Source organism: Microcoleus sp. CAWBG58, assembly GCF_020883045.1.
Classification (GTDB): domain Bacteria; phylum Cyanobacteriota; class Cyanobacteriia; order Cyanobacteriales; family Microcoleaceae; genus Microcoleus.
This window is the reverse complement of sequence record NZ_JAHRFA010000035.1, coordinates 1-21,648: the sequence shown is the minus strand read 5'-3', so window position 1 is coordinate 21,648 and position 21,648 is coordinate 1. Positions and strand designations below refer to the sequence as shown.

Sequence of the window (21,648 nt, the reverse complement as noted above, 5' to 3'; positions counted from 1 at the left end):
TAAATTTGAGATATTATATCATGTCCCGTTAATTACCATCATAAAAACCGTTTGTAGTGAGGACTTTAGTCCTCTCTTTGATGCGGACTAAAGTCCTGACTACAAACCAATTTAATTGTTTTTTTTCGGATATCCTCTGAGATATTGTCATTTTGAAATGATAGCTCAAAATGGCTTTTCTGGCTAGTCTGGAAGTTGACTCAGGCGTTTTAAAATCTGTAAAACGCGGTACAATTCATTGCCTAGATTGGAAATTGTGAATTGATTAGATAAGGAATACTGAGGTATTTCGCCTCTGACTAATTTGACAAAACTGAAGTTAGCACCTGTGGAAATCATCCCAAAAGAAGGAGTTTCTGGATTCGGATCTGCCAGCATATATGTCAGGAGTTGGGAAAGTGCTTCGTCTGTGGAGAAAGCAAGTTGTTTGGATTCAATGACTGTCACCCACAAATTTGCTTTCATAATTAAGATATCTATTCTGCCTTCGATGATTCTGCCTTCGTCTTCTTCTTGAATTGCGATGGATTTTTCGGCTTTTACTTGAAAAGGAGACTCAAAGAGACCGGCAATAAACAAAATCGGGCTGATGATTGTTAGCTTGACTGCATTCTCCAACACAGGCGGGGTGTCTACTAAGTTAAAGTATATGTCTTGGACGCGATCGAGTAATTGTTTCTCAAAGTCAGTTACTTCGGGCAAGTTTTCTTGCCATTCTCGGAAAAATTCTAGATTCCGAACTCGCTGCAAACCGAAGTTGTCTATTAAATAGCGGAGGTTAATATCTCTTGCTTGTAGTTTTTGCATCAGGATTGATAAAAGTTTTTATGGTTATTCGTAAGTTTAGCACGATCGGGATTTTGAACCGCAGATAAAGGCAGATTAACGCGGATTAACGCAGATGAGATACGAGGTGTGTTTATGGGGATTTACGATCGCCCTTTTCCTGTTTTTGGGCGGCTTGCATTTCCAGTAATTGCGGTACTGTGACAAAGCGGTATCCCTGCTGTTTGAGTTTGGGAATAATTACAGATACGGCCTCGACTGTTTCCTGCCGATCGCCACCGCCGTCATGCAACAATACGATCGCCCCCGATTTTGCTTGAGACAGCACGCTGCGGGCGATCGCAGATGCCGGAGGTTGCAGAAAGTCCTTAGGATCGATCGACCACATGACTACTACATAATTTTTCTTTTTGGCGTAATCCGCAAAACCGTTATTTAAGCGGCCACCGGGAGGACGAAACAACAAACTTTTCGCCCCAGTCGATCGATAAATATGAACACCAGTATTATCAATTTCATCGGCTGCTGTTTTTTCCGTGACGTTGTGATAAAAGTGATGCCAAGTATGATTGCCGATCGCATTTCCGGCCTTTACTACTTGTTTGGCAATTTCTGGATTTTCTCGCAAATTTGCACCCAAGCAGAAAAACGTAGCTACCGCGTTATGTTTCTGCAATATCTTTAATATTTTCAAAGTTTCCGCAGTTGGGCCATCATCAAAAGTCAGGGCGATAACTTTCGAGTTGTTGATACTTGCTTCGTAAATAATTTGTCCGCGAAATTGCGCCGGCGGTGCGAAAACTAAAGGTTCTACGAGAGGTTTCGGAGACGGAGTTGCGACGGGAGAAGGGAGTTTTTGGGGTTTGGGCGGTTTCAGAAGGTTTGGCGGGGGATTGCCAAAAGGGGGGATTTGGGCGATCGAATTGGAATTCGCAGTTTTTTGGTTTTCAGCAAACAGGAAAATTAGGGCAAGGGCTGCGACAACTATAAAGGTTTTAATTGCAGATTTTTTAGTGAATTTGCGAGTCATGCACTGTACTATTTGCTGTTAACGATCTAATTATCGCTTACAGCTTTGTCAGCTTGAGAGTTGGCTAAATTAAGTTTTGTTTAAAAACAGCCATTTACGCCACGCCAAAACATTCAGATAAAAGTTTGGCGAATCTTAAAATTATTGTATTTTGGGGCCAATATATCCAATGATTATCTTTCCCGGCCCTAATTCTGTGCAGAAATGAAGTCGCCAAGCTCCCGGTGTCATGCGGACGTGCAAACTAAAAATACGCTTTGTTCCGTCAAGACATTTAATATTTAGCTGCTCTTTAAACTGCTTAAGCCTTGACTCACTTTCTGGAGATACCTTGCTAGGAAGCTGCTCCAAATTGAGCGCTCCGTCTGTCCAATTTTTGGATAAGGTATCAAGCTCAAATAACTTTCTGACAACTTGTCGTAACATTGTTGGATCGACAACGCTTTGTATCTGTGGGTTGACGCAAGCGCAAAATTCCAGGTTGGAGAATAACTCAACTCGACGGTTCCAAAGCTCCAAACCATCAGCAACTCCTGTTTGCTGACGCTTTTTAATCCAATCAGCGTGTTCGAGAACGTGGTTTTTCTGACTAGCATGAACAATCTCTACACTTTCTTCTATCAGCTCCCTATTCTCATCAATTTGTATCAATTCTAACTTGATGCGGCTACCATTCCACAGCGAATCTGAATTCAGACTAATTGCCAATGTTTCAAGATAGTGAGCAACTTTAAAGCCTTCTGCTTGGCTGCCCTGTAAACTTAACTCACAATCTGGATCTTCAACTTTTATTTTAATATTTAGATCGGGAATATCAACGGATAAAGGAGTTTTAGTTGCCAGAGTTCTCAGAAAAGTCCGCTCTTCTCTATTAACTGTAGAATCGTTGCGCCAACGAGAAAGAGGATAGTTTTCTGCAAGAACCATAGCGTGAAAATCTGCTTGAGTGCGGATTCCCTTGAATCCCCAGCGTTTAGCTTCACGCATCGTACTAATTAATTCTGACATCCATTGTTGTGCTGTAGAAATATCAGGAGCAAGATTTCGCGCGGATAGCTCATTAAACACCATCTCCAAATCCATGGCTTATGCTCCTTCCACCGCAGGTTGCAACAAAATCTCCAAACTGTTATCCCACTCATCAAAAAAACCATCCGGCCAGCGATCAATTCGTCCGTTGCGATCGATTTTAGGAGATACTACATCAGTCACAGCTTGTCCTTCTTGATTTTGACGCTGGAAGTAATGCAACTGAACATCCTTCGGGTCAAGTTTTCCCCCGTGAACCGCAAGGCGAATCCCATTTAAAACATGATCGCTGTGAGTTTCGATCGCAACTTGAACGCCACCGCTAGCTGCCAAAGCTAACAATTCACCCATTTTAACTTGTCCTTTGGGATGGAGATGCGCTTCAGGATTTTCAATTAAAATGATTGTACCCGGTGTTGATGCAAGTGCCGCTACAATAATCGGTAAAGTGTAGCTAATTCCAAATCCCACATTAGTTGCACGGTAAGGATTGCTATCTCCATAGGAATATTGAAAACTCATCAAATCGACATCCGATTTGGCATCAATTTTAAGGCGCGTACCCGGACTCACTTCTCCCATCCATGCCTCAACTTGGTCTATTAAATCCATTGATTGTGCTGTGGATTGATCTTTTTGTCTTTGAGTCTTTAATTTTACCTCTGGATGACTGAGACTGCTATTGGGAATAACTTTCCGTCCATTAATAGCCAGAAAATGAGCTGCATATTCACCCTTGATACCTAGTTGACCGAGCTGTCGTACTTGGTAATCCGACATTTCATTAAATGAGCGCGGCCCGATCCGTTCAGCCTGAAGGTAGTGAAAATTATTGCCAAAAAGATTAGATTTATACACTTCCGAGGTAACTTGTTCCAATGCAATATTCAATACATCTACTACCTCTTTGTCATATTTAAAATGCCATACCGCCTCACTGTTGTTTTTCCAAACAATATTAAAACCAATAAAATCGTCTTTTGCTCCCTCAAAAAGTGCATCCTGAGCCGTGCCAACTTTTACAAAATCGCCATTAAGTGCCAACCCTTTTCCTGGCAATAAACCCTGTTGATAAGATTGGCGCAGCAGCAAAAGCGATTGCATGACAGAAGATTTACCAGTGCTGTTTAAACCTGAAAATAACGTTAAATTTTTGAATTTTAATAACTGATTCGCAAAAGGTTTAAAGTTGAGCAAGTGCAGTGAAGTAATCATGCCAGAACCTCCTGAATTATTTGTTCAATTATCCTAAATCTATACTCAATTTTTTCCGCTGCTTGAGAGATAGAAGTCAAAAAATCTCGATCGCTATCTACATAATTTCTAAATTTTTCAATCAATTGCTCCTTATGCTGCTTCAATATATCAAGTTGCTCGTCGTCAAGTAAACTGAGATTAACAGACCAAACTTCAAACAAGGCTTTATTAATTGGAAACTTTTTTTTCTGGTTTTGAGATACTTTACGGAAGGCGTTTTTTTCAAATATTTCCCATGCTGCAACCATCGCCTTTTTGAAACTATTTTCAATGGTTCCTAATTCGGCTTCGGACATATTATTAACCTTGGATAAGGCTTTAGTCAAAAATAAATCTCTTGTTTCAGATTGATAATTTTTATAAGATGTAAGCATAAAGGCTAAAGAACCGAGTATAAATTCCCGATCTTCCATCCGCATTTTTCGCGAATCACTAAGATTAGTAACTTGCTCGAATTCATTAGATTTAGCAAGTTTAGCTAAGAATTTTGTTGCCTTACCAGGGTTGAGAGCATGGCGGATTTCTTGAGGAGACATCGGCAGTCCACCTGTATTAATTCGTTTAAAAATATTATATTTAACTTCAGGAGGCGTACCTTTTTCAATCAAATAAACTGTGACCTGAGTCTCTTCAATTCTTCGCTGGTATCTGCGTTCTATTTCATCGTAAGTTTTGTCCTCTAAATTGAGCAGGTATTCTAGTCCGCATAACTTCAGTGTTTTATCGCTCATAAATTGCTTGAGAGCAGATAGCCGCTGCAATCCATCCACAACTAACCATTTATCTTCATCAGTTGCATCTATATAAAAAGCTGGTAATGGAATCCGAATCAGGATAGATTCAATCAGTCTGCTTTTTGCGTCATCTTTCCAGATGTTTGCATGGCGCTGAAAGTCGGGTGCTAAGTCAAGAGCTTCCTCATTGATTCTTCTTAGGAGTTGCTCGATGGTTGGTTCTCTGGTGAAAATATTAATTTCATCAGGATCGTATATCAATATGTCGGTTTCATAAAGTTCATCACCATTATCTTCTTCTTGACTCAAATTTAAGTCATTAATTATTGAATCTTGGTTCGATACTTGCTGTTCTAGTTCTGGCTGACCTACCATAGGAAATACTCCTTTGTGTTAATTTTTATTATAATTTCGTATTGTCCTAATAAAAATTGGATGACGCTGCGATCCTAACAAGAAGGAACATTTCCAAAAATTATCGCACAAATTGCCGTTTATAGAGACGCTACGAATTGCGTCTCTACAAATAATTGTACTACATCCGGCAAGTTTGCCGCGCCCTTTCATCCTCCGGTTCTTGCCAGCCAAAAGAAAAATGGCTCACCGCATTAATTTGTGGCGTTGCAGCACGAATTGCCCGCATTTGAATCTCCAAAGACGGACGATTTTTCAGAGGTTTTCCCCAATCTCCGGCGATCGCAGGAATGATTTTTGCTCCCGGAGGTGCTAAACTCAAAGTCCGCTGCACCTGCGGCACAATGCAGCTTACATCCCCACAATTGCCGTAAGACATCGCGTGAAATTCTACACCAGCCGGAAACCTGTCCCAAGGCTGCAATCTCGAATCAAATCCCCCTTGATTTATCTTTTGATTTCCATTGGGAAAAAATACTGCTCCTACAGGAATCCCCATCCTTTGAGCTGGTTGAGTTGCCATTCCAAAAAAATCTAAAATCCCTTGGACTGCGTGACCAACGCTTAGTTGCCAGAGGTCTTTTTGCAGAATGCTGGTATCTGGAAGTGGCGGTGTTGGTGTCGGTTTTGGTGTGGGAGTTGCAGGGTTTGGCGATTTTGTAGCGGGAGTTATTGAAGCTGCTTTTGATGTGGCATTTCCCCTTCTAGAAGCTGGAGTTGCTACTGGGATGGCTCGCGGAATTCGCCCCTGCCAAAGAGGTTCTTGCTCGGTTGGATACTGTTTGACTACGGCTTGAACGTCATTAGTATTGATAAATCCTTTAGTCAAATATCGCTGAATTAAGTCTCGTCCTTGCTGATTGTTCGCTCGCTGCAAAAGCATTTGCTGCGATGCTTGGCCGTAAATCCACAAGTCTTGAACTTTGGTTGCAACTGAAGCAGATCCGACACCACGGACATAACGAATGTAGTCGAATAACATTCCTTGTGGCCTGCGCTTGACTATTTGATTTACCAACAAAGAATAGTCTTGCTTTGCTTGCGGATTGTAGGGATCGACAAAGGCGTGGGTGGCGTGACTTTCTCCGGTTTGATCGTCTAAACCTGCGTCTTGAATTACTGTTAAACTTGTCTGATTTTTGCCGTTGAGGGCGAGGGTTTGCTGTCTGTCGGAACGCTGAGCGTAGGTATAGCCAAAGTTCATGGTAAATAACCAGGCATATACTTTTAATCCTCGCTGTTTACCTTTGGCGATCGCCTTTTCTAGCAAATCATACTTTTCGTAGCCGCGATTTCGCAAAACAGAAGGCCAAGCAGTCGGGTTTTCTGCGGCTGGAAGCAAGACTTGACCGTCATAAAACACTTCGACATAGACTTGATTGTAGCCTTTGTTGACAACCTTATCTAATACGCGATCGATCTCTCCAGGCCTGACATCGCAGGGATACAATCGCAGCCAAACTGCTTGGGTTTCGGGCCAAGTTTTTTGGCGGCATTCTGCGATTTCCCGCGCGTGTTTGCTCAAGACGGCAAAATATGCTTGCTGGGATTCTGGTTTTCCTGACAGGGCGGCGCGACGCAAGTCTTCTTTTTGATTGACTTGCTCTTTGGATAATTGGCAATAGGCTGATGTTTGGGCAAAAGCTGGTTGATTTTCGATAAATGGCAAAACAAGCTGGCTGATGAAGCTACTGGTTAAAACAGCAGTTACCGCACTTAAACAGCGTCGCTGGGATTGAAAGTTGGCGATGCGAGTTGGTGCAATTTTCATGGGATAATTGAATCTGGTTTTTTAGTTCAAATTGGGTGGCGATCGCATTTTTGGCGATCGCGCAGACGCACAGCTACAAATTTTCTACTTTTTTTTACCTTAACCCCGTTCAACAACGGGTGCAAGCCCCCCGATTGAGTTGTCGAGATCCCTAATTTTAGATCCAAGTTAAATTTCCCCGATTAATCTGTGGAGTCAATCTAAAATCTAAAATCGACTCACCTAGTTATGGCACAAGTCGATCGCACAATGCAAACGTCAATGGCGGCGAACCCTACAGCAAAATCCTGCAAAAAAAGCGCCTGGGTACAGCCGGCGCTAAAAGCAGTTCATATTTCTACTAAAAATTGTTGCTTATCAAAAATTAAGGATAAAAGATGAATTATTCAAATTATTTTTTATCCCTAATTTTTGAGATTAAGCTCCTCTATTGAGAGCAGCTTCTACTTGCTGAAATTCTGACTCAAGACGTTTTTTCAACTTTTCAGGAACGGGACGGTTTGGATAGGAACTGTAATGTCCAGCCAAAGAGTTTAATGCCGTCCGCATTGTGGTGAAAGATGCCAGCTTGGTAAGAGCGGGATCGCGGCGGTATGCTGCGAAAAAATCATTGATATTTGTACGAGCTGCGGCTTGAGCGGCTGCTTTTTCCGGCGTGCCTTCTGGTAAAGTAAGCGCTGTTCTCAAACTGCTGACTAATCCTAATGTATCTTTGCTGTAGTCTCCGCTCAGACTGGCAGGAACATTGGTACAGCCTGCTACGCCGATGACAACAACTAATACCAGAGCTAACAGACGGGAAATGTAATGCTTCATAAAAAAATCGGTAAGTGGGAAACTCAGTCACGAAGAGTGCTGAGAGAGAAACGACTCGGCGGTTTCAACCGCCGTAAATCTTTCCATTACCGCCTTGGGATTGCTAGATTTGGTGTACTTTTGTAGTGTACTTTCGATGGGACAATTACCATCTCAAACTTCGCAACCCTGTACGCATAATGTTCGCTCCTTTTTGACACTCTCAGGGCTGAAGCCACTGAGATTCTGCTGACAGAGGAAGCTTTAAATCTTACTCTCGCTACGACCGTCAAACGCCGTCTACCTAGTCACCCAAATTAAATTCAGGTTTCTAGCTACTTTTATTTTTTTAACGCTTTCCGAGTCCATCGCTCAGCCAAGATGCGGTACGCTCAACAACCTGCTATTACTTGCCCTTTACTGTCATACTGTCATCAAATTTGCACTCGATCGTTGTTTCCAGGGGCGGGAATTTCACGCCAACTAGGATGTCTCAACACGTAGATGGTTGTTCTTACTCACTTCCCAATCAGAATACAATATTTCAATAGAAATAGCAACAAAGAAAGACACGGGGACTGAAGTAAAGATCGCCGCTTCCCTAGGAAGGGCTGAAGCCACGCTCGTTTCTCGCATCCCGTATTAATTTTTATGAGCATCCCTTTCGGGGTAATGTTAGCTTCGACAAAGTTAACGGCCGGTACTATATTTAGGACACTGATTTAACCCAATAAGTCTGTTTAATCCTAAATTTCTAGAGCAAGGAACTAGCTTCGCATCCCTTGGTAGGTCTTTAAACTCTTACCATTAACGTAGTACGCAAGGTACTTAGTCTGGTCAACTGTGGTTTAAGTCTTAGGCTGGAAGCTCAGTGTCTTTAGACCTGGGTCGTTGACAAGGGTTAGAAAATTGGAAGCGCAAACGGCAATCAAAATTAACCTTTATCCTATCTCGAATTGACCTAATTATGTCAACTTTTTAAGTTTTTTGCATCAATACCATAAAACAGAATTTTTGTCAATATCACCAAAATTAATTGATCGATCTCAAATCTAAAATCAATCCCTCAATCAATCTCAAATCCAATAAGCTGTGGAGCATTTAAACCACTAACAAGGCCCTCCGGGTGCGTCAGCTCTCGCTTGCTTACTAGGCAAGGAAAACGAGAAAGGACTGACGCACCCTACAATACTATTTTAAATGCTCCACAGCTTATCTCAAATCTAAAATTGATTGATTTGTCCGGAAACGACGGAGAGAATTTGAGTTTGTCGCAGCCACTGACTGTCAAAAGCGCCTAGATGAGTCGTTGTAATCAGAGTTTGAAATCGTTCTTGAATTGTTTCTAAAAGTTGATTTTGGCGGCTCAGATCGAGTTCTGCCAGTACGTCGTCGAGCAATAGTAAAGGTGCTTCACCGACGACTTCTTCAATAAGCTGCAATTCGGCTAATTTTAATGCTAGTACGAGAGTTCGCTGCTGACCTTGGGATGCGTACTGACGCGCTGGGGTGTTGTTAATTGTAAATGTAATGTCGTCGCGGTGCGGGCCGACTAAGGTGGTTCCTTGAAATTGTTCTGCGATCGCCCTTTTTTGAATTTTCTCTAAAAATGCTTGCCGTACTCCTTCAAGATTGTCTTTACCGATTAATTCCGAGCTGACTTCAATATTAGCATCGTATTTAACATCTAAAACTTCTGTAGAACCGCTAATTGAACCGTGCCAATTGCGCGCTAAAGGCATCAAACGTTCCAAAATACGATCGCGCCTGCGGATTACCCGAGCACCTGCTGTCGCCAACTGTGCGTCCCACAAGGCTAATTCTGAACTGGGAATGGGGGATTGAGAATCGGGCATTGGGCATTGGGCATTGGGCATTGGGGATTCTGCGATATTTTGGTCTTCGGAAGTTTCTGATCCGATAAATCGCATTTTGTCCAAACTTTGGGAAAATTCTGTTTTTCTGGTTTCTCTAGAACGTTTTAACAGAGCGTTTCGCTGGCGCAAAATTTGGTTGTACTGGTGCAAAATGTGAGCGTAAATCGGCTCTAGTTGGATGACTAGCCGATCGATCCAGTTGCGCCTTCCTTCGGGCCCGCCGCGTACTAAGTCTAAATCCAAACAGGAAAATTGTACTACATTGATGACGCTCAAGAAGTCTAAATGGCGGCGCAGGGGTTCGCCGTTGAGTTTGAGGCTGCGGCGCGCCCCCGATCGCAGAGTTAAGGCTAGGTCGATCGCTCCGGTTTGACGTTCGAGTGTAGCATCTATTTGGGCGATCGGCTTTGATTCGAGGATTAAGTCGCGATCGCGCGATACTCTATGGCTTTTTAAGGTGGAAAGCAATTCTACCGCTTCTAGCAGGTTGGATTTTCCTTGGGCGTTATTTCCTACTAATATGGTTTTGGGAGCGTCAAATGCTACTTTTTGATCGAAGTAGTTCCGAAACTGCCGCAGGTGCAGTGTTTTCAAATACATAATATTAGAAATTAGTAATTAGATGTTTGTAGTGAGGACTTCAGTCCTCTGATTGGATGCGGACTGAAGTCCTCACTACGAACCTACAAGGAGATGTTTTTAGTGATGACTTCAGTCCTCTGATTTTATGCGGACTGAAGTCCTCACTACGAACCTACAAGGAGATGTTTTTAGTGATGACTTTACTCCTCTGATTTTATGCGGACTGAAGTCCTCACTACGAACCTACAAGGAGATGTTTTTAGTGATGACTTTACTCCTCTGATTTTATGCGGACTGAAGTCCTCACTACGAACCTACAAGGAGATGTTTTTAGTGATGACTTTACTCCTCTGATTGGATGCGGACTGAAGTCCTCACTGCGAACGAAGTATTGACATATCCTACTATTTTCTAGCTTTGTACAAGCGCACGAACAGTTTTTCCATTTCAATCCAGACAAACATTAGGGCGCTGAAACCGAAGCAAACTAGCAATTCAAAGGGTGTCAAATAGTGAGTTCCAAAAAATGCTCTCAGCGGCGGAACGTAAATCAGCATTAACTGCAAAGCCGTAGTAACAATCACTGCTCCCCAGACAAAAATGTTGGTGAAGGGATTTAACTCGATCGTTAGCTGAGTGTTAGATCGAATGGCGATCGCGTGACCCATTTGTGCCAAACACAGAGTTGTAAATACCATTGTTTTCCAAGCATCTGGATCGCCGTGTCCGGGAGTGTGAGTATATCCGTAAGCCCAGGACATCATCGCGATCGTCAAAATTGCAAAGATAATCCCGATCCGAACCATGTAAGAACCCAAACCCCGCGCAAAAATACTTTCTCGCGGACTGAAAGGAGGCTTTTTCATGACATTCGGTTCGGCAGGTTCCACGGCCAAGGCTAAAGCGGGAACGCCATCTGTTACTAAGTTCATCCACAAAATTTGTAGCGGAGTTAGCGGCACTCCTCCTAAACCCATTAAAGGTGCGGCGGCAATTGTCAAAACTTCGCCGATATTGCTGCCCAAAATGTACTTAATAAAGCGGCGAATGTTGGTATAAACCACTCGCCCTTCTTCGGCGGCGGCGACAATAGTTGCGAAGTTGTCGTCTAAAAGTACCATATCGCTAGCTTCTTTGCTGACATCGGTGCCGGTAATTCCCATTGCAATGCCGATATCGGCTTGTTTTAAGGCGGGGGCGTCGTTAACTCCGTCGCCTGTCATCGCTACAAATTTGCCTAAACTTTGCAAAGCTTGGACAATCCGCAATTTATGTTCGGGGGAGACGCGGGCGTAAACGCTAACGTGCTCGACTTGTTGTTTGAGTTCTTCTTGACTGAGCTTTTCTAATTCTTGACCGGTGAGAACTCGATCGCCCTCTGTCGCAATACCTAAATCGTAGGCGATGGCTTTTGCCGTCAACTGGTGATCTCCGGTAATCATCACCACCCGAATCCCTGCATCGCGGCACTTCGCCACTGCTTCCCGTACTTCCGGGCGCGGGGCGTCCAGCATACTGACGAGTCCCAGCCAAATCATCTGTTGTTCGCTGGTTTCCTCGGAACCTTCGGGCGGAACGTTTTCCCAGATTTTGTATGCAAACCCCAGGACTCGCAAACCTGCGCTTGCCATGTTGTTGTTTTCGGCGAGGATGCGATCGCGAATTTCCTGGTTTAAAGGTTGTACTCGATCGCCGACGATAATGCCTTGGCAGCGCTCCAAAGTCAATTCGGGAGAACCTTTCGTCAGCATCAAATAATTCTGCTGCTGTCCTTTTTCTACAGGAAAGCCCGAATGTCCCGAATTTCCGGGTACTTCGCAAATTACGCTCATCCGCTTGCGTTCGGAAGAAAAAGGAAATTCCGCCGTGCGCGGCAGCAATTGAGACTGTTTTTCCCTATAAATGCCTGCTTTTCCCGCTAAAGATAGCAGAGCTCCTTCCGTAGGATCGCCCAAAATCTTCCATTCTTGCTGTTCGTGCTGCAATACTGCGTCGTTGCAAACTGCACAGGCAATTAATAAGGATTCGAGTTCTGGATATTCTTCTAAATTATTAATTTGGGCTGATGTATGCCGATCGGTAAAATCTCCGATCGGGGCATACCCGTCGCCTGCAACACTGATAGTACAGTCGCCTGTAGAGACTAGCTGGACTACCATTTTATTTTGAGTCAGAGTACCTGTTTTGTCGGAACAAATGGTTGTTACCGATCCTAAAGTTTCTACAGCAGGCAATTTGCGAATTAGAGCGTTTCGCTTCACCATCCGCCTAGTTCCGAGTGCCAAAGTAACTGTGACGACGGCGGCAAGTCCTTCGGGAACGACAGCAACTGCCATGCTGAGAGAAACTTCTAACAGTTGTTCAAATCTGCTGGTATCCAACCCAATGCTGCCGTTGTCGAAGGTAATCATGCCGCCGATGACGACAATTGCCACTAAGGCTAGGGCACCGGAGACGAGAACATTTCCCAACTGGCTCATCCGCTGTTGCAGGGGAGTTGGTTCGGTTTCTACTGACTGAAGCATGGCGGCAATTTTGCCCAATTCCGTTTGCATTCCGGTGTTGGTGACGATCGCCTTGGCCCGTCCCTGGACAACTTCTGTACCCTGAAAAATTAGATTGAGTCGATCGCCCAACGAAGCATCTTCGGGAAGTTCGAGATCGGCTTGCTTGGTAGCTGCGATCGCTTCTCCCGTCAAAGCAGATTCTCTGACTTGCAGGTTGGAAGCTTCGATCAAGCGCCCGTCTGCTGCTATTTTTACCCCAGCCTCCAACAGCATCAAGTCTCCGGGGACGAGTTCCTTGGCTGCTATTTCCGAAGTTTTGCCGTCCCGCAGGACTCGGACTAGCGGGGAAGAGAGGTTTTTGAGGGCTGCGAGGGCTTTTTCGGCACTTTGCTCTTGGAAATAGCCGAGAATGCCGTTGAGTATGACGATCGCAAAAATGGCGATCGCATCTTTGGGAAAAGTATTTGACCTGATATCTAAGAATGCAGAAACCACCGCCACACCTATCAGCATCAACAACATGATGTTGGTGAACTGATCGACAAAAATCGACCAAGCACTGCGGCCTCCTGTTTCTTCGAGTTCGTTGGGGCCGTATTGCTGCAAGCGTGTTGACACCTCTTGGCTGCTCAAGCCCCCGTCTTTGTTACTGCTTAGCTGCTGGAGGGTTTTATCAATTGCTACGGTGTGCCAAGAAGATGGAGAATTTGAAGACATAAATTACGATCGAGCATGGGGCAATTAGGGGACTGCGGCCGGACAAGCTACAGCCGATGAATGTGGCTGGTGGCAGTAAAAGAGTTTTGAGTTTTGAGTTCTGAATAAAAAACTGCTGAACTTGAGACTCGTATTTGGCCCCGGTTCGATGCCGAGAGACCAGGAAGCTGTCAACTTCACTGCGTCTGGTGGCTCTCTCGCGCCGTTTGTAGACCTACCGCTGACAGCACTTATCCACCTTACAACTAAAAATTAGCAATTTCTCCAGCTTTTACCCAATACCCAACGGCTAAGTTCTGTCTTTAAATGCTGATATTTCGTTCAAAAGCTGAGGTTGTGCCCAGGGCCCTGCCAATCTGTTGAATTCTAGCAACACCAAATTCTGCCAACATCCTGCATCGGGCATAATTTTTGCTTTTTTTCCCTATTCCCCCTAGCTTATTTTAGCAAAACTTAAATCTTGTTAACTTTTCTTAATTATTTGGTTTTGCCCAGAGAAAGGCAATAGGGGCGATCGGTCTGCGGGAGAATTTGGGGCGGGACACGTTCAACAGTTGAAAGTTGACAGTTGTCAGTTTGAGAGCGACCTCTACCTATAAGTCCGAGGATTGGAGTAATGAATAGTCTGATTTTAATTTCTCCCTCGAAGGCGGGCGGGCTTTCAACCAATTCTTTCTGGTAGCGAAAAGGGCGATCGAAGCAAACTCTAGAATTAATTTTTACTGTATTTACATTCTATCTTTCAATTTCTAGCAAAAACCCATCAAATTCTTTGTCATTCTGCTTTGATCCTCGAATTACCTCGAATTGCCTCGAATTTTATCGCCATCGGGCCCTGGAAGATCGCAGACAATCTCTCGATCGGCAGTTTACCGTTGCAATCTGGCATCTATCCCAGGGAGGAGATTTACCAGCATATGGCTCATATCGATTTACCTTCTCACAGAAATAAGTTTTCGTAATAATTTGTAATAAACAAAGAGGAACCAGCATTGTATAAAGGTTATCAGAGGGTTGAAACGACAGGCGAAAGTTAACAAAAACACTGATTAACAAGGTTTGTCGCATCTCATAAAAGATGTAAAATTTTCTAAGGTTTCTTAAATGTCCGTTGCAATGTCACAATAGTGAAGGTAGCGGAAAGGGAGAGATCGAGCCGGCCAGCGCAGTAGCTGGCGTCAACCTTCAACCCTTGCAGGCCCAACAGCCTGAACAAATTTAACTTAACGGTTTTATACCGCAACCAAACTCAATTAACTCAAAGTAGGAGAGTTCGTTCATGTTTGACGCATTTACAAAAGTGGTTTCCCAAGCAGACGCTCGTGGCGAATTTTTGGCTACTGGCCAACTAGATGCTCTCAGCAGCATGGTTTCTGACGCCAACAAGCGGATTGACGCAGTAAACCGGATCACCGGTAACGCATCCGCAATCGTCGCTAATGCAGCTCGCTCTTTGTTTGCTGAACAGCCTCAGTTGATCGCCCCCGGTGGCAACGCATACACCAGCCGCCGCATGGCAGCTTGCTTGCGCGACATGGAAATCATTTTGCGCTACGTAACCTACGCAACCTTCGCAGGTGACGCCAGCGTTTTGGACGATCGTTGCTTGAACGGTCTGCGCGAAACATACCAAGCTCTGGGAACTCCAGGTGCATCCGTTGCAACCGGCGTACAAAAAATGAAAGAAGCAGCGATCGCGATCGCTAACGACCCCAACGGCATAACCCGTGGTGATTGCAGCTCGCTGATGTCCGAAATCGGCAGCTACTTCGACCGCGCAGCTAATGCAGTCGGCTAAAAATAGCAAGCGCAAACATTTCTTCCTGTAAAGAAGCGAGCGATCGCATTATTTGCAAGCAATCATTTTGGTACAAACAAAACAAAACATTAGGGAGACACCAGAACAATGAAAACCCCTTTGACTGAAGCAGTAACCGCCGCCGATTCTCAAGGCCGCTTCCTGAGCAGCACCGAATTGCAAGTAGCCTTCGGTCGTTTCCGCCAAGCAGCAGCAGGTTTGGAAGCAGCCAAGTCTTTGAGCGCCAACTCTGCGCGCTTGATCGACGGTGCAGCTCAAGCTGTGTACAACAAGTTCCCGTACACCCAACAAATGCAAGGGCCAAACTACGCTTCTACCTCAACCGGTAAAGCTAAGTGCTCCCGCGACATCGGCTACTACCTGCGGATGGTAACCTACTGCTTAGTTGCAGGCGGCACAGGTCCAATGGATGAGTACCTGATTGCAGGTATTGACGAAATCAACCGGACATTTGAATTGTCTCCTAGCTGGTATGTTGAAGCTCTCAAGTACATCAAATCCAACCACGGTTTGAGTGGCGATGCTGCAACTGAAGCTAATTCCTACATCGACTACGCAATCAACGCTCTAAGCTAGATTTGCGTGATGCCCGGAAATGTAAGCTGCTGTTAGCTTTAGTGTTAACTGTTGTTTACGATTCCGGGCATCTGCGATCTGAGCCGAGTTTTCCAAATATTTTTTTCAGAACTTCTCAAGCACAAACCGCAGAAAAGTTAGGAATAAAGCATTTGAAACAGCGAGACGAGTAGAAGTGCGCCCTCACTGAAGGCAAGACGATACGAAAGCAGTAATTCGCGTCGGTTGCAGCCAAGTTTTCGGTAACGAGTATTTAATGTCGAGCGAACGAGTTACCAGTGCCAAATCTTTGCTGCTGGAAGGGCAGATTTCAGTTAAAGATTTTGTGCGGGAGTTCATGAGTCCGAAACTTATCGGAAAATTTTTTTTGAATGCAAGGTTCGGTGGCTAAGTTTTTACCCCAAGTGCGGTGAAAAACTACCGAATATCTCGTGTCTAGCGATCGACTTTCGACCCGCTTCCAGCAAATCAACAAACGTGCTGGCAAAGTGGTAACTATTACCACAGCTTAAAGTTTGTAAAGATGTTTTTTTGAAACGTCTTTAGCAAATTAGGATTAATTGATGTGTACAGACAAGCTGCACCGCGAGTGCACCTTAATTTAACACATCTTGGTCTTAGTCCTAAAAATCTCAAGTTCAACCAAGCTTTAAATTTTTGTTATTAATTTAGGAGAAAATCTGGTGGCTATTTCCACAGCAGCGTCCAGACTGGGAACATCCGCATTGAGCGATGCACCCAAGGTAGAATTGCGCCCGAACTACACCAAAGAAGACATTGAAACTGTGATTCGTGCAGTTTACCGTCAGGTGCTGGGCAACGACTATTTGATGAAATCCGAGCGCCTGACAAGTGCTGAATCTCTCCTGCGAGACGGCAGTTTAACGGTGCGAGAATTTGTGCGGGCAGTGGCAAAATCGGAACTGTACAAAACCAAGTTTTTGTACAGCAGCTTCCAAACTCGGACGATCGAACTAAACTACAAACACTTGCTCGGTCGCGCTCCCTACGACGAATCTGAAGTAATTTATCACTTAGATTTGTACCAAACAGAAGGCTACGATGCTGATATTGATTCTTACATCGATTCAATAGAGTATCAAGAAAACTTCGGCGACAATATCGTCCCTTACTACCGGGGCTTTAACACCCAGACAGGTCAAAAAACCGTTGGTTTTACCCGGATGTTCCGGTTATATCGCGGCTATGCCAACAGCGATACCTCTCAGCTAGAAGGCAATAACTCCCGTCTAGCTGTCGAACTCGGTACTAACAGTGCTACGGCTGTAGTTGGGCCTTCTGGTGGTAACGAAGGTTGGGCATACCGGTCTTCGACACAAAACGTAACTCCCAGCAGCGGTTTTGGTGGCGCGGCAGCTTACGGTAAAGAAGGGCGGCTTTTCCGCGTTGAAGTGTCGGGCATTCGCACGGGTGGCTATCCCCGCGTGCGCCACAGCAGCAAGGCGTTTATCGTACCTGGTGAGGATTTGTCCTCGCAAATGCAGAAATTTCAACGCCTGGGCGGGAAAATCGCCAGCATTACTCCCATTTAGTCGTTAGTCATAAGTTGTTAGTGTGAGCGTCCCCGCTCGCGAACAGTAGTCATAGGTCATTAGTCATTAGTAAAGTAAATTTACTAGAGATTGATGGCCCTTGGCTAAGGTCTAATAGCTAATGCAATCCGACTAGATGCAGAAGTCATCAGTTATTAGTGATCAGTCATAGGTCATTAGTCATTAGTAAATTTACTAGAGATTGATGGCCCTTGGCTAAGGTCTAATAGCTAATGCAATCCGACTAGATGCAGAAATCAGTTTTTTGATTAAAATACTGGATTATCATTTTTAATCTGGGCGAATAAGCAGAATTATCGCCGGAATAATCCGAGGATGATAATTAATAATATCCTGGAAGAGGCGATTGAAATTGCCAATTTTCCCAACCCGCGCAGGCGGGTTTTGTTTGTCTGGCAGCGATTTCAAGCGCCGAGTTTTGTAATAAGTAGAAAGGCGCAACAAACAGCACTATTTAACGAAATATAGATCGCACTCAAACCCTCTTGCCTCTTGACTCCTGTGCCATCCCAACGATAAATATTTACGCCAACTTACTTAACTATGAATTATGACTATGAATTATGACGAATCCGACTCACCACCAGCGGGTGTAGCTGAGGGCGAGTCTTTAACAATAGAACAGGCGATCGCAAATTTGCACTCCCAAGACTACAGTCTCCGGTATTACGCTGCTTGGTGGGTGGGCAGATTTCGAGTTAAGGAACCGGCAGCGATTGCAGCTTTGATTGCCGCATTGCAAGAAGAATCAGAACAGACAAAAATCGGCGACTATTCCCTACTGCGAAATGCGGCACGAGCTCTGGGAAAATTGGGCGATAAACAAGCTTTGCCTGCCCTGACTCGCTGTTTGGAATGCGCTGATTATTACGTGCGGGAAGCGGCGGCTCAAGCTTTAGAAATGCTGGGCGATCGCGATTCGATTCCACCGCTGATCAAACTCTTAGATGGGGGCGTAGCTGTAGCCCTGCGAGTCCCGGGCAAATCGCACCTCGTGCAGCCTTACGACTCGGTAATTGAAGCTTTGGGTACGCTGTACGCAACAGAGGCAATACCGCTAATTTCACCTTTTTTAGAGCATCCTGTGGAGCGGGTGCAGTACGCTGCGGCGCGGGCGATGTATCAGTTGACTGGCGATCGCATTTACGGAGATCGGTTGGTAACTGCTTTGAATGGGGATAATTTGCAGTTGAGGCGATCGGCATTAATGGACTTGGGGGCGATCGGCTATTTACCCGCAGCGCCAGCTATTGCGGAAACTTTAGCAGAAAATAGCATGAAATTGATTGCGCTCAAAGGAGTTTTGGAGCATCACCTCAATCAAGAATCATCTCTATCTTTGTCAGATGAAGCGATCGAAGTGATGAATTTAATGGATAGCCTTTTGTAAAGAGCTCAGCACACGATTAACTTAACCACTAATACCCAATCGGAGTGCTGTTTGCTTCGTAACAGCCAGGGATGCTTCTATTAGCTGTTCCCCAAATTTATGCACTTTTTCAACTAAAATCTCTCCAGCACTTTCGGGAGAACCAGCATTAAAAGGCGGCGCGGGATGGTACTCTAAAATTAACTGAATCATTTTGGCGGTTTCCTCGCCGCAGAGCTTGTCGGCAAGGACCAATCCGAAATCGATTCCAGCAGTTACGCCACCTCCTGTAATTCGATCGCGATCGACAACAACTCTCTCGGTTCCAACTTCAACGCCCAGCATTGCTAGCTGCTCCCGAAATGCCCAATGGCAAGCAGCACGGTATCCTTGAAGCAGTCCAGCAGCAGCTAAAATTAAAGAACCCGTACAAACAGAGGTGACATATTTTGCTGTTTTGCCCTGTTGGCGCAGAAAATCCAGTACCTCCGTATCTTGCATCATTTCCACCTGTCCGATCGCGCCACCGGGAACGCACAAAACATCTAAAGCGGGACAGTCATTGAAAGTAGTAGTGGGCAAAATCGTCATTCCCTCGTTACTTGTCACTGGTTCGAGACTCTTCCACAACAACAAAACGCGAGTATCAGGCATCATCGAAAATACCTGGTGAGGGCCGGTCATATCGAGTTGCGTCATGCCAGGAAAAATCACCAAGCCAATATGATATTTTGGTTGAGTTGTCATTTTTCAAATTATTGAATCTTTTGCTATGAATTATGGTATGAAGTAATCTAAAAATTGCACAGTCCCCAAGTGGGTACACTTTGAAGCTATAAATGGCTAATTCTCTTTATTCGTTATTTGATGCGATCGCCCGCGCTCGCGACGAGAGCGAGCTCCGACTCCGGTTTATCGATGGAGTTGGGGAGCATTTTGGAGCGCAGCGTTGGGGCATTTCTTTCCTGAGCGAGCATTCCGGCATTGCTGAGATTGATGTTTGCGGCGTACCCAATGTTAGTGCTTTTTTAGAGCGCTACGAAACAGTCGGTCGAGCCGTCGATCCGGTGCTGCGCTACGTCGCCCTGCGTCACGCTCCCGCTCACGAAGAAATGGTTCTACCATCAGGCGGTTGGAAGCAGTGCGAACTTTACCAGGGCTGTTGTGCCTACTATGACCACGAGCATATTATGACCGGGCCAATTGTCGGCGGAGGTCGCCTCATCGGTACAGTTAATTTTGCTCGCGTGGGTGACAATCCTGCATTTGGTGCGGAAGAAATTGCTAACTTGGGTGCTTTGTGCCTTCATTTATCCGCAAGTCTGGCAACGTTAAAACTGCGATCTATCGAACTTAATTCGCCCTTAGCAAGTCTTTTGACAGCGCGAGAGCTACAAATTGCTGAATTGGTAGCGCGGGGATTAACCAATGCAGAAATTGGGGCAGCGCTGTGGATTACGCAGAATTCTGTCAAACAAGCTCTCAAACGGATGTTCCGAAAACTCAATGTTTGTTCTCGCACTGAGATGATAGCGCGACTTTAAGATGTTTTGAATCTATCTACAATATTCCAGGACTTACAAATCAAGACCAAAGAAATCTGCTTTTTTATATAATCTACGGATTACAGCGAATGATTCTCGAAAAAAGAAAGGATTTCTGGCTATTCGTGCATAAGTCATATATTCTTAAAATTAGCAATCTCAAACCTCAAATTGTTTGTAAACCAGTTGTAAATACTATAAATAAATGGCATTAGAACTAATTCGCGCCGTCGAACAAGCAGATTCTTCCGAAGGCTTGTTAAACGCAGTCAAAGCACTGGCAGCAGCTTGCTCAAAAGAAGCAATTCCTACCTTAATAACAGTCCTCGGCTACAACAACCCAGGTGCCGCCGTGGCCGCCGTTGACGGACTAATTCAACTCGGAGAACCTGCGGTGCTGCCGCTGCTAGAACAGCTTGACGGCTACAATTACGGAGCGAGAGCTTGGGCTGTTCGGGCTTTGGCTGGAATTGGCGATCCCAGAGGTTTAGAGATTTTGCTCGATGCGGCGGCGAATGACTTTGCTTTGAGCGTGCGGCGGGCGGCGGCTAGGGGTTTGGGGACGATTTCCTGGGAACTTATGCCACCACCAAAAATTGCAGATGCTCAACTTCGCACTGTGAAAACGCTGCTGCAAGCGTCCCGAGATCCGGAATGGGTGGTTCGCTACGCAGCGGCGGGAGGTTTGCAAGCTTTGGCTGGTGCTGCGACTGTTAAACCCGATTGGTTGGCGGAAGTTTCGGCAAAACTTGAGGAAATAGCTCAAAGCGATGAAACTTTGGCAGTTAGAGCGCGGGCTTTGCTTGCTAAGGAAAGATTGTTACTTTGCTAGGGTTTGGGCGATCGTCTCTTCCAAGTCCCTTTGTGTGAGAGTGGTTAATATAAAGACTTCTTGTACGGTTTTGCCATGTCTGGCAATGATTTTAAATCCCCCGCGAATGGGTACTGACACTCTTAATGTCATGTGGGGGATGTGTCCTTTAACTTTGTTAATGACGCCTGGGGTAACGGTTTGAATGCCCATTCTGAGAGTCAGGCGCTCTAAAATTGGTATCAAACCTTGAAGGTGAGTAGAGTGATTCCAAACTAGGCGGCCTTTGGGTTGTGCGCTCATGATTTTTTACCAAGAAATTGGGTCTACAGCCCCGTCCTTCTAGGACGGCTTTAATTTTTTAATTATTGCACTATGCCATTTCTATCTACCATCTTAGCCCTAGATAAGCTATCATAGAGATATGCTAAACATGACCTACGAGTACAAACTAGA

General features: G+C 44.9%; 22 protein-coding genes. 10 read left to right on the top strand and 12 right to left on the bottom strand.

The genetic code is table 11. The features are described 5' to 3' along the window. Positions 1–183 precede the first annotated feature (183 nt). From QZ918_RS17050 to QZ918_RS17005, 10 genes are all read right to left on the bottom strand, one after another. A complete protein-coding gene (locus tag QZ918_RS17050) occupies positions 184–807 on the bottom strand; it encodes a restriction endonuclease subunit R (protein WP_293336988.1) in 624 nt (207 codons plus the stop codon). Positions 808–919: 112 nt separating this feature from the next. Beyond that, positions 920–1,816 (bottom strand): polysaccharide deacetylase family protein, encoded by an 897-nt coding sequence (locus tag QZ918_RS17045; RefSeq protein WP_293336986.1) that lies wholly within the window; start codon positions 1,814–1,816, stop codon positions 920–922. 141 nt (positions 1,817–1,957) lie between these two features. After that, positions 1,958–2,899 (bottom strand): hypothetical protein, encoded by a 942-nt coding sequence (locus QZ918_RS17040; protein WP_293336984.1) that lies wholly within the window; start codon positions 2,897–2,899, stop codon positions 1,958–1,960. A gap of 3 nt (positions 2,900–2,902) precedes the next feature. Then, the gene (locus QZ918_RS17035; RefSeq protein WP_293336982.1) at positions 2,903–4,060 is read right to left on the bottom strand and encodes a DUF3696 domain-containing protein; all 1,158 of its coding nucleotides are present in this window, start codon (positions 4,058–4,060) and stop codon (positions 2,903–2,905) included. Further along, positions 4,057–5,211 carry a DUF262 domain-containing protein gene (locus QZ918_RS17030; RefSeq protein ID WP_293336980.1) on the bottom strand — a complete coding sequence of 385 codons (1,155 nt, stop codon included), beginning with the start codon at positions 5,209–5,211 and terminating at the stop codon, positions 4,057–4,059. The genes QZ918_RS17035 and QZ918_RS17030 overlap by 4 nt, the downstream gene beginning before the upstream one ends. 160 nt (positions 5,212–5,371) lie before the next feature. Then, complete coding sequence (locus tag QZ918_RS17025) at positions 5,372–7,021, bottom strand: family 10 glycosylhydrolase (protein ID WP_293336978.1); 1,650 nt, start codon at positions 7,019–7,021, stop codon at positions 5,372–5,374. A gap of 417 nt (positions 7,022–7,438) precedes the next feature. Then, complete coding sequence (gene psb27 / locus QZ918_RS17020; protein WP_293336976.1) at positions 7,439–7,837, bottom strand: photosystem II protein Psb27; 399 nt, start codon at positions 7,835–7,837, stop codon at positions 7,439–7,441. A 1,202-nt stretch (positions 7,838–9,039) separates the two neighbouring features. Beyond that, the gene (locus QZ918_RS17015; protein WP_293336974.1) at positions 9,040–10,293 is read right to left on the bottom strand and encodes a DNA replication/repair protein RecF; all 1,254 of its coding nucleotides are present in this window, start codon (positions 10,291–10,293) and stop codon (positions 9,040–9,042) included. Between the two features lie 386 nt (positions 10,294–10,679). Further along, a complete protein-coding gene (locus QZ918_RS17010) occupies positions 10,680–13,499 on the bottom strand; it encodes a cation-translocating P-type ATPase (protein ID WP_293336972.1) in 2,820 nt (939 codons plus the stop codon). 477 nt (positions 13,500–13,976) lie between these two features. Then, positions 13,977–14,168, bottom strand: coding sequence for a hypothetical protein (locus QZ918_RS17005; RefSeq protein WP_293336970.1), 192 nt, complete (start codon positions 14,166–14,168; stop codon positions 13,977–13,979). Positions 14,169–14,284: 116 nt separating this feature from the next. On the opposite strand from QZ918_RS17005, the gene QZ918_RS17000 reads away from it, so the two are divergent. The 8 genes from QZ918_RS17000 to cpcE all read left to right on the top strand — a co-directional run bounded on the left by QZ918_RS17000 (position 14,285) and on the right by cpcE (position 18,858). Next, positions 14,285–14,461, top strand: coding sequence for a hypothetical protein (locus QZ918_RS17000; RefSeq protein WP_293336968.1), 177 nt, complete (start codon positions 14,285–14,287; stop codon positions 14,459–14,461). 317 nt (positions 14,462–14,778) lie between these two features. After that, positions 14,779–15,297 (top strand): C-phycocyanin subunit beta, encoded by a 519-nt coding sequence (gene cpcB, locus QZ918_RS16995; RefSeq protein WP_293144652.1) that lies wholly within the window; start codon positions 14,779–14,781, stop codon positions 15,295–15,297. Positions 15,298–15,405: 108 nt separating this feature from the next. Then, positions 15,406–15,894 (top strand): C-phycocyanin subunit alpha, encoded by a 489-nt coding sequence (cpcA, locus tag QZ918_RS16990; protein WP_293144655.1) that lies wholly within the window; start codon positions 15,406–15,408, stop codon positions 15,892–15,894. Positions 15,895–16,108: 214 nt separating this feature from the next. Next, a complete protein-coding gene (locus QZ918_RS16985; protein WP_293145166.1) occupies positions 16,109–16,285 on the top strand; it encodes a phycobilisome rod-core linker polypeptide in 177 nt (58 codons plus the stop codon). A 40-nt stretch (positions 16,286–16,325) separates the two neighbouring features. Beyond that, complete coding sequence (locus QZ918_RS33120) at positions 16,326–16,406, top strand: phycobilisome linker polypeptide (RefSeq protein ID WP_293145169.1); 81 nt, start codon at positions 16,326–16,328, stop codon at positions 16,404–16,406. 171 nt (positions 16,407–16,577) lie between these two features. Continuing rightward, entirely contained in the window at positions 16,578–17,447 is an 870-nt protein-coding gene (locus tag QZ918_RS16975; RefSeq protein WP_293144658.1) for a phycobilisome linker polypeptide, read from the top strand. Positions 17,448–17,783: 336 nt separating this feature from the next. Further along, a complete protein-coding gene (locus QZ918_RS16970; protein WP_293336964.1) occupies positions 17,784–17,936 on the top strand; it encodes a hypothetical protein in 153 nt (50 codons plus the stop codon). Positions 17,937–18,018: 82 nt separating this feature from the next. After that, the gene (cpcE, locus tag QZ918_RS16965) at positions 18,019–18,858 is read left to right on the top strand and encodes a C-phycocyanin alpha-cysteine-84 phycocyanobilin lyase subunit CpcE (RefSeq protein WP_293336962.1); all 840 of its coding nucleotides are present in this window, start codon (positions 18,019–18,021) and stop codon (positions 18,856–18,858) included. A gap of 21 nt (positions 18,859–18,879) precedes the next feature. Here cpcE and QZ918_RS16960 read toward each other — a convergent pair whose 3' ends face one another. Beyond that, complete coding sequence (locus QZ918_RS16960; RefSeq protein ID WP_293336960.1) at positions 18,880–19,584, bottom strand: DJ-1/PfpI family protein; 705 nt, start codon at positions 19,582–19,584, stop codon at positions 18,880–18,882. 92 nt (positions 19,585–19,676) lie between these two features. On the opposite strand from QZ918_RS16960, the gene QZ918_RS16955 reads away from it, so the two are divergent. Continuing rightward, the gene (locus tag QZ918_RS16955) at positions 19,677–20,381 is read left to right on the top strand and encodes a helix-turn-helix transcriptional regulator (protein WP_293336958.1); all 705 of its coding nucleotides are present in this window, start codon (positions 19,677–19,679) and stop codon (positions 20,379–20,381) included. 205 nt (positions 20,382–20,586) lie between these two features. Further along, a complete protein-coding gene (gene cpcF / locus QZ918_RS16950) occupies positions 20,587–21,213 on the top strand; it encodes a C-phycocyanin alpha-cysteine-84 phycocyanobilin lyase subunit CpcF (protein ID WP_293336956.1) in 627 nt (208 codons plus the stop codon). Here the strand turns inward: cpcF and QZ918_RS16945 are convergent. Beyond that, positions 21,202–21,495, bottom strand: coding sequence for a DUF2103 domain-containing protein (locus tag QZ918_RS16945; RefSeq protein WP_293336954.1), 294 nt, complete (start codon positions 21,493–21,495; stop codon positions 21,202–21,204). The two genes, cpcF and QZ918_RS16945, sit on opposite strands and share 12 nt — an antisense overlap. Between the last annotated feature and the right edge of the window lie 153 nt (positions 21,496–21,648).

Excerpts from the sequence above, each read along its gene's own strand:
- QZ918_RS17050 (WP_293336988.1), bottom strand. The coding sequence starts at position 807 with ATGCAAAAACTACAAGCAAGAGATATTAACCTCCGCTATTTAATAGAC.
- QZ918_RS17045 (WP_293336986.1), bottom strand. The coding sequence starts at position 1,816 with ATGACTCGCAAATTCACTAAAAAATCTGCAATTAAAACCTTTATAGTT.
- QZ918_RS17040 (WP_293336984.1), bottom strand. The coding sequence starts at position 2,899 with ATGGATTTGGAGATGGTGTTTAATGAGCTATCCGCGCGAAATCTTGCT.
- QZ918_RS17035 (WP_293336982.1), bottom strand. The coding sequence starts at position 4,060 with ATGATTACTTCACTGCACTTGCTCAACTTTAAACCTTTTGCGAATCAG.
- QZ918_RS17030 (WP_293336980.1), bottom strand. The coding sequence starts at position 5,211 with ATGGTAGGTCAGCCAGAACTAGAACAGCAAGTATCGAACCAAGATTCA.
- QZ918_RS17025 (WP_293336978.1), bottom strand. The coding sequence starts at position 7,021 with ATGAAAATTGCACCAACTCGCATCGCCAACTTTCAATCCCAGCGACGC.
- psb27 (WP_293336976.1), bottom strand. The coding sequence starts at position 7,837 with ATGAAGCATTACATTTCCCGTCTGTTAGCTCTGGTATTAGTTGTTGTC.
- QZ918_RS17015 (WP_293336974.1), bottom strand. The coding sequence starts at position 10,293 with ATGTATTTGAAAACACTGCACCTGCGGCAGTTTCGGAACTACTTCGAT.
- QZ918_RS17010 (WP_293336972.1), bottom strand. The coding sequence starts at position 13,499 with ATGTCTTCAAATTCTCCATCTTCTTGGCACACCGTAGCAATTGATAAA.
- cpcB (WP_293144652.1), top strand. The coding sequence starts at position 14,779 with ATGTTTGACGCATTTACAAAAGTGGTTTCCCAAGCAGACGCTCGTGGC.
- cpcA (WP_293144655.1), top strand. The coding sequence starts at position 15,406 with ATGAAAACCCCTTTGACTGAAGCAGTAACCGCCGCCGATTCTCAAGGC.
- QZ918_RS16970 (WP_293336964.1), top strand. The coding sequence starts at position 17,784 with ATGATAATTAATAATATCCTGGAAGAGGCGATTGAAATTGCCAATTTT.
- cpcE (WP_293336962.1), top strand. The coding sequence starts at position 18,019 with ATGACTATGAATTATGACGAATCCGACTCACCACCAGCGGGTGTAGCT.
- QZ918_RS16960 (WP_293336960.1), bottom strand. The coding sequence starts at position 19,584 with ATGACAACTCAACCAAAATATCATATTGGCTTGGTGATTTTTCCTGGC.
- QZ918_RS16955 (WP_293336958.1), top strand. The coding sequence starts at position 19,677 with ATGGCTAATTCTCTTTATTCGTTATTTGATGCGATCGCCCGCGCTCGC.
- cpcF (WP_293336956.1), top strand. The coding sequence starts at position 20,587 with ATGGCATTAGAACTAATTCGCGCCGTCGAACAAGCAGATTCTTCCGAA.
- QZ918_RS16945 (WP_293336954.1), bottom strand. The coding sequence starts at position 21,495 with ATGAGCGCACAACCCAAAGGCCGCCTAGTTTGGAATCACTCTACTCAC.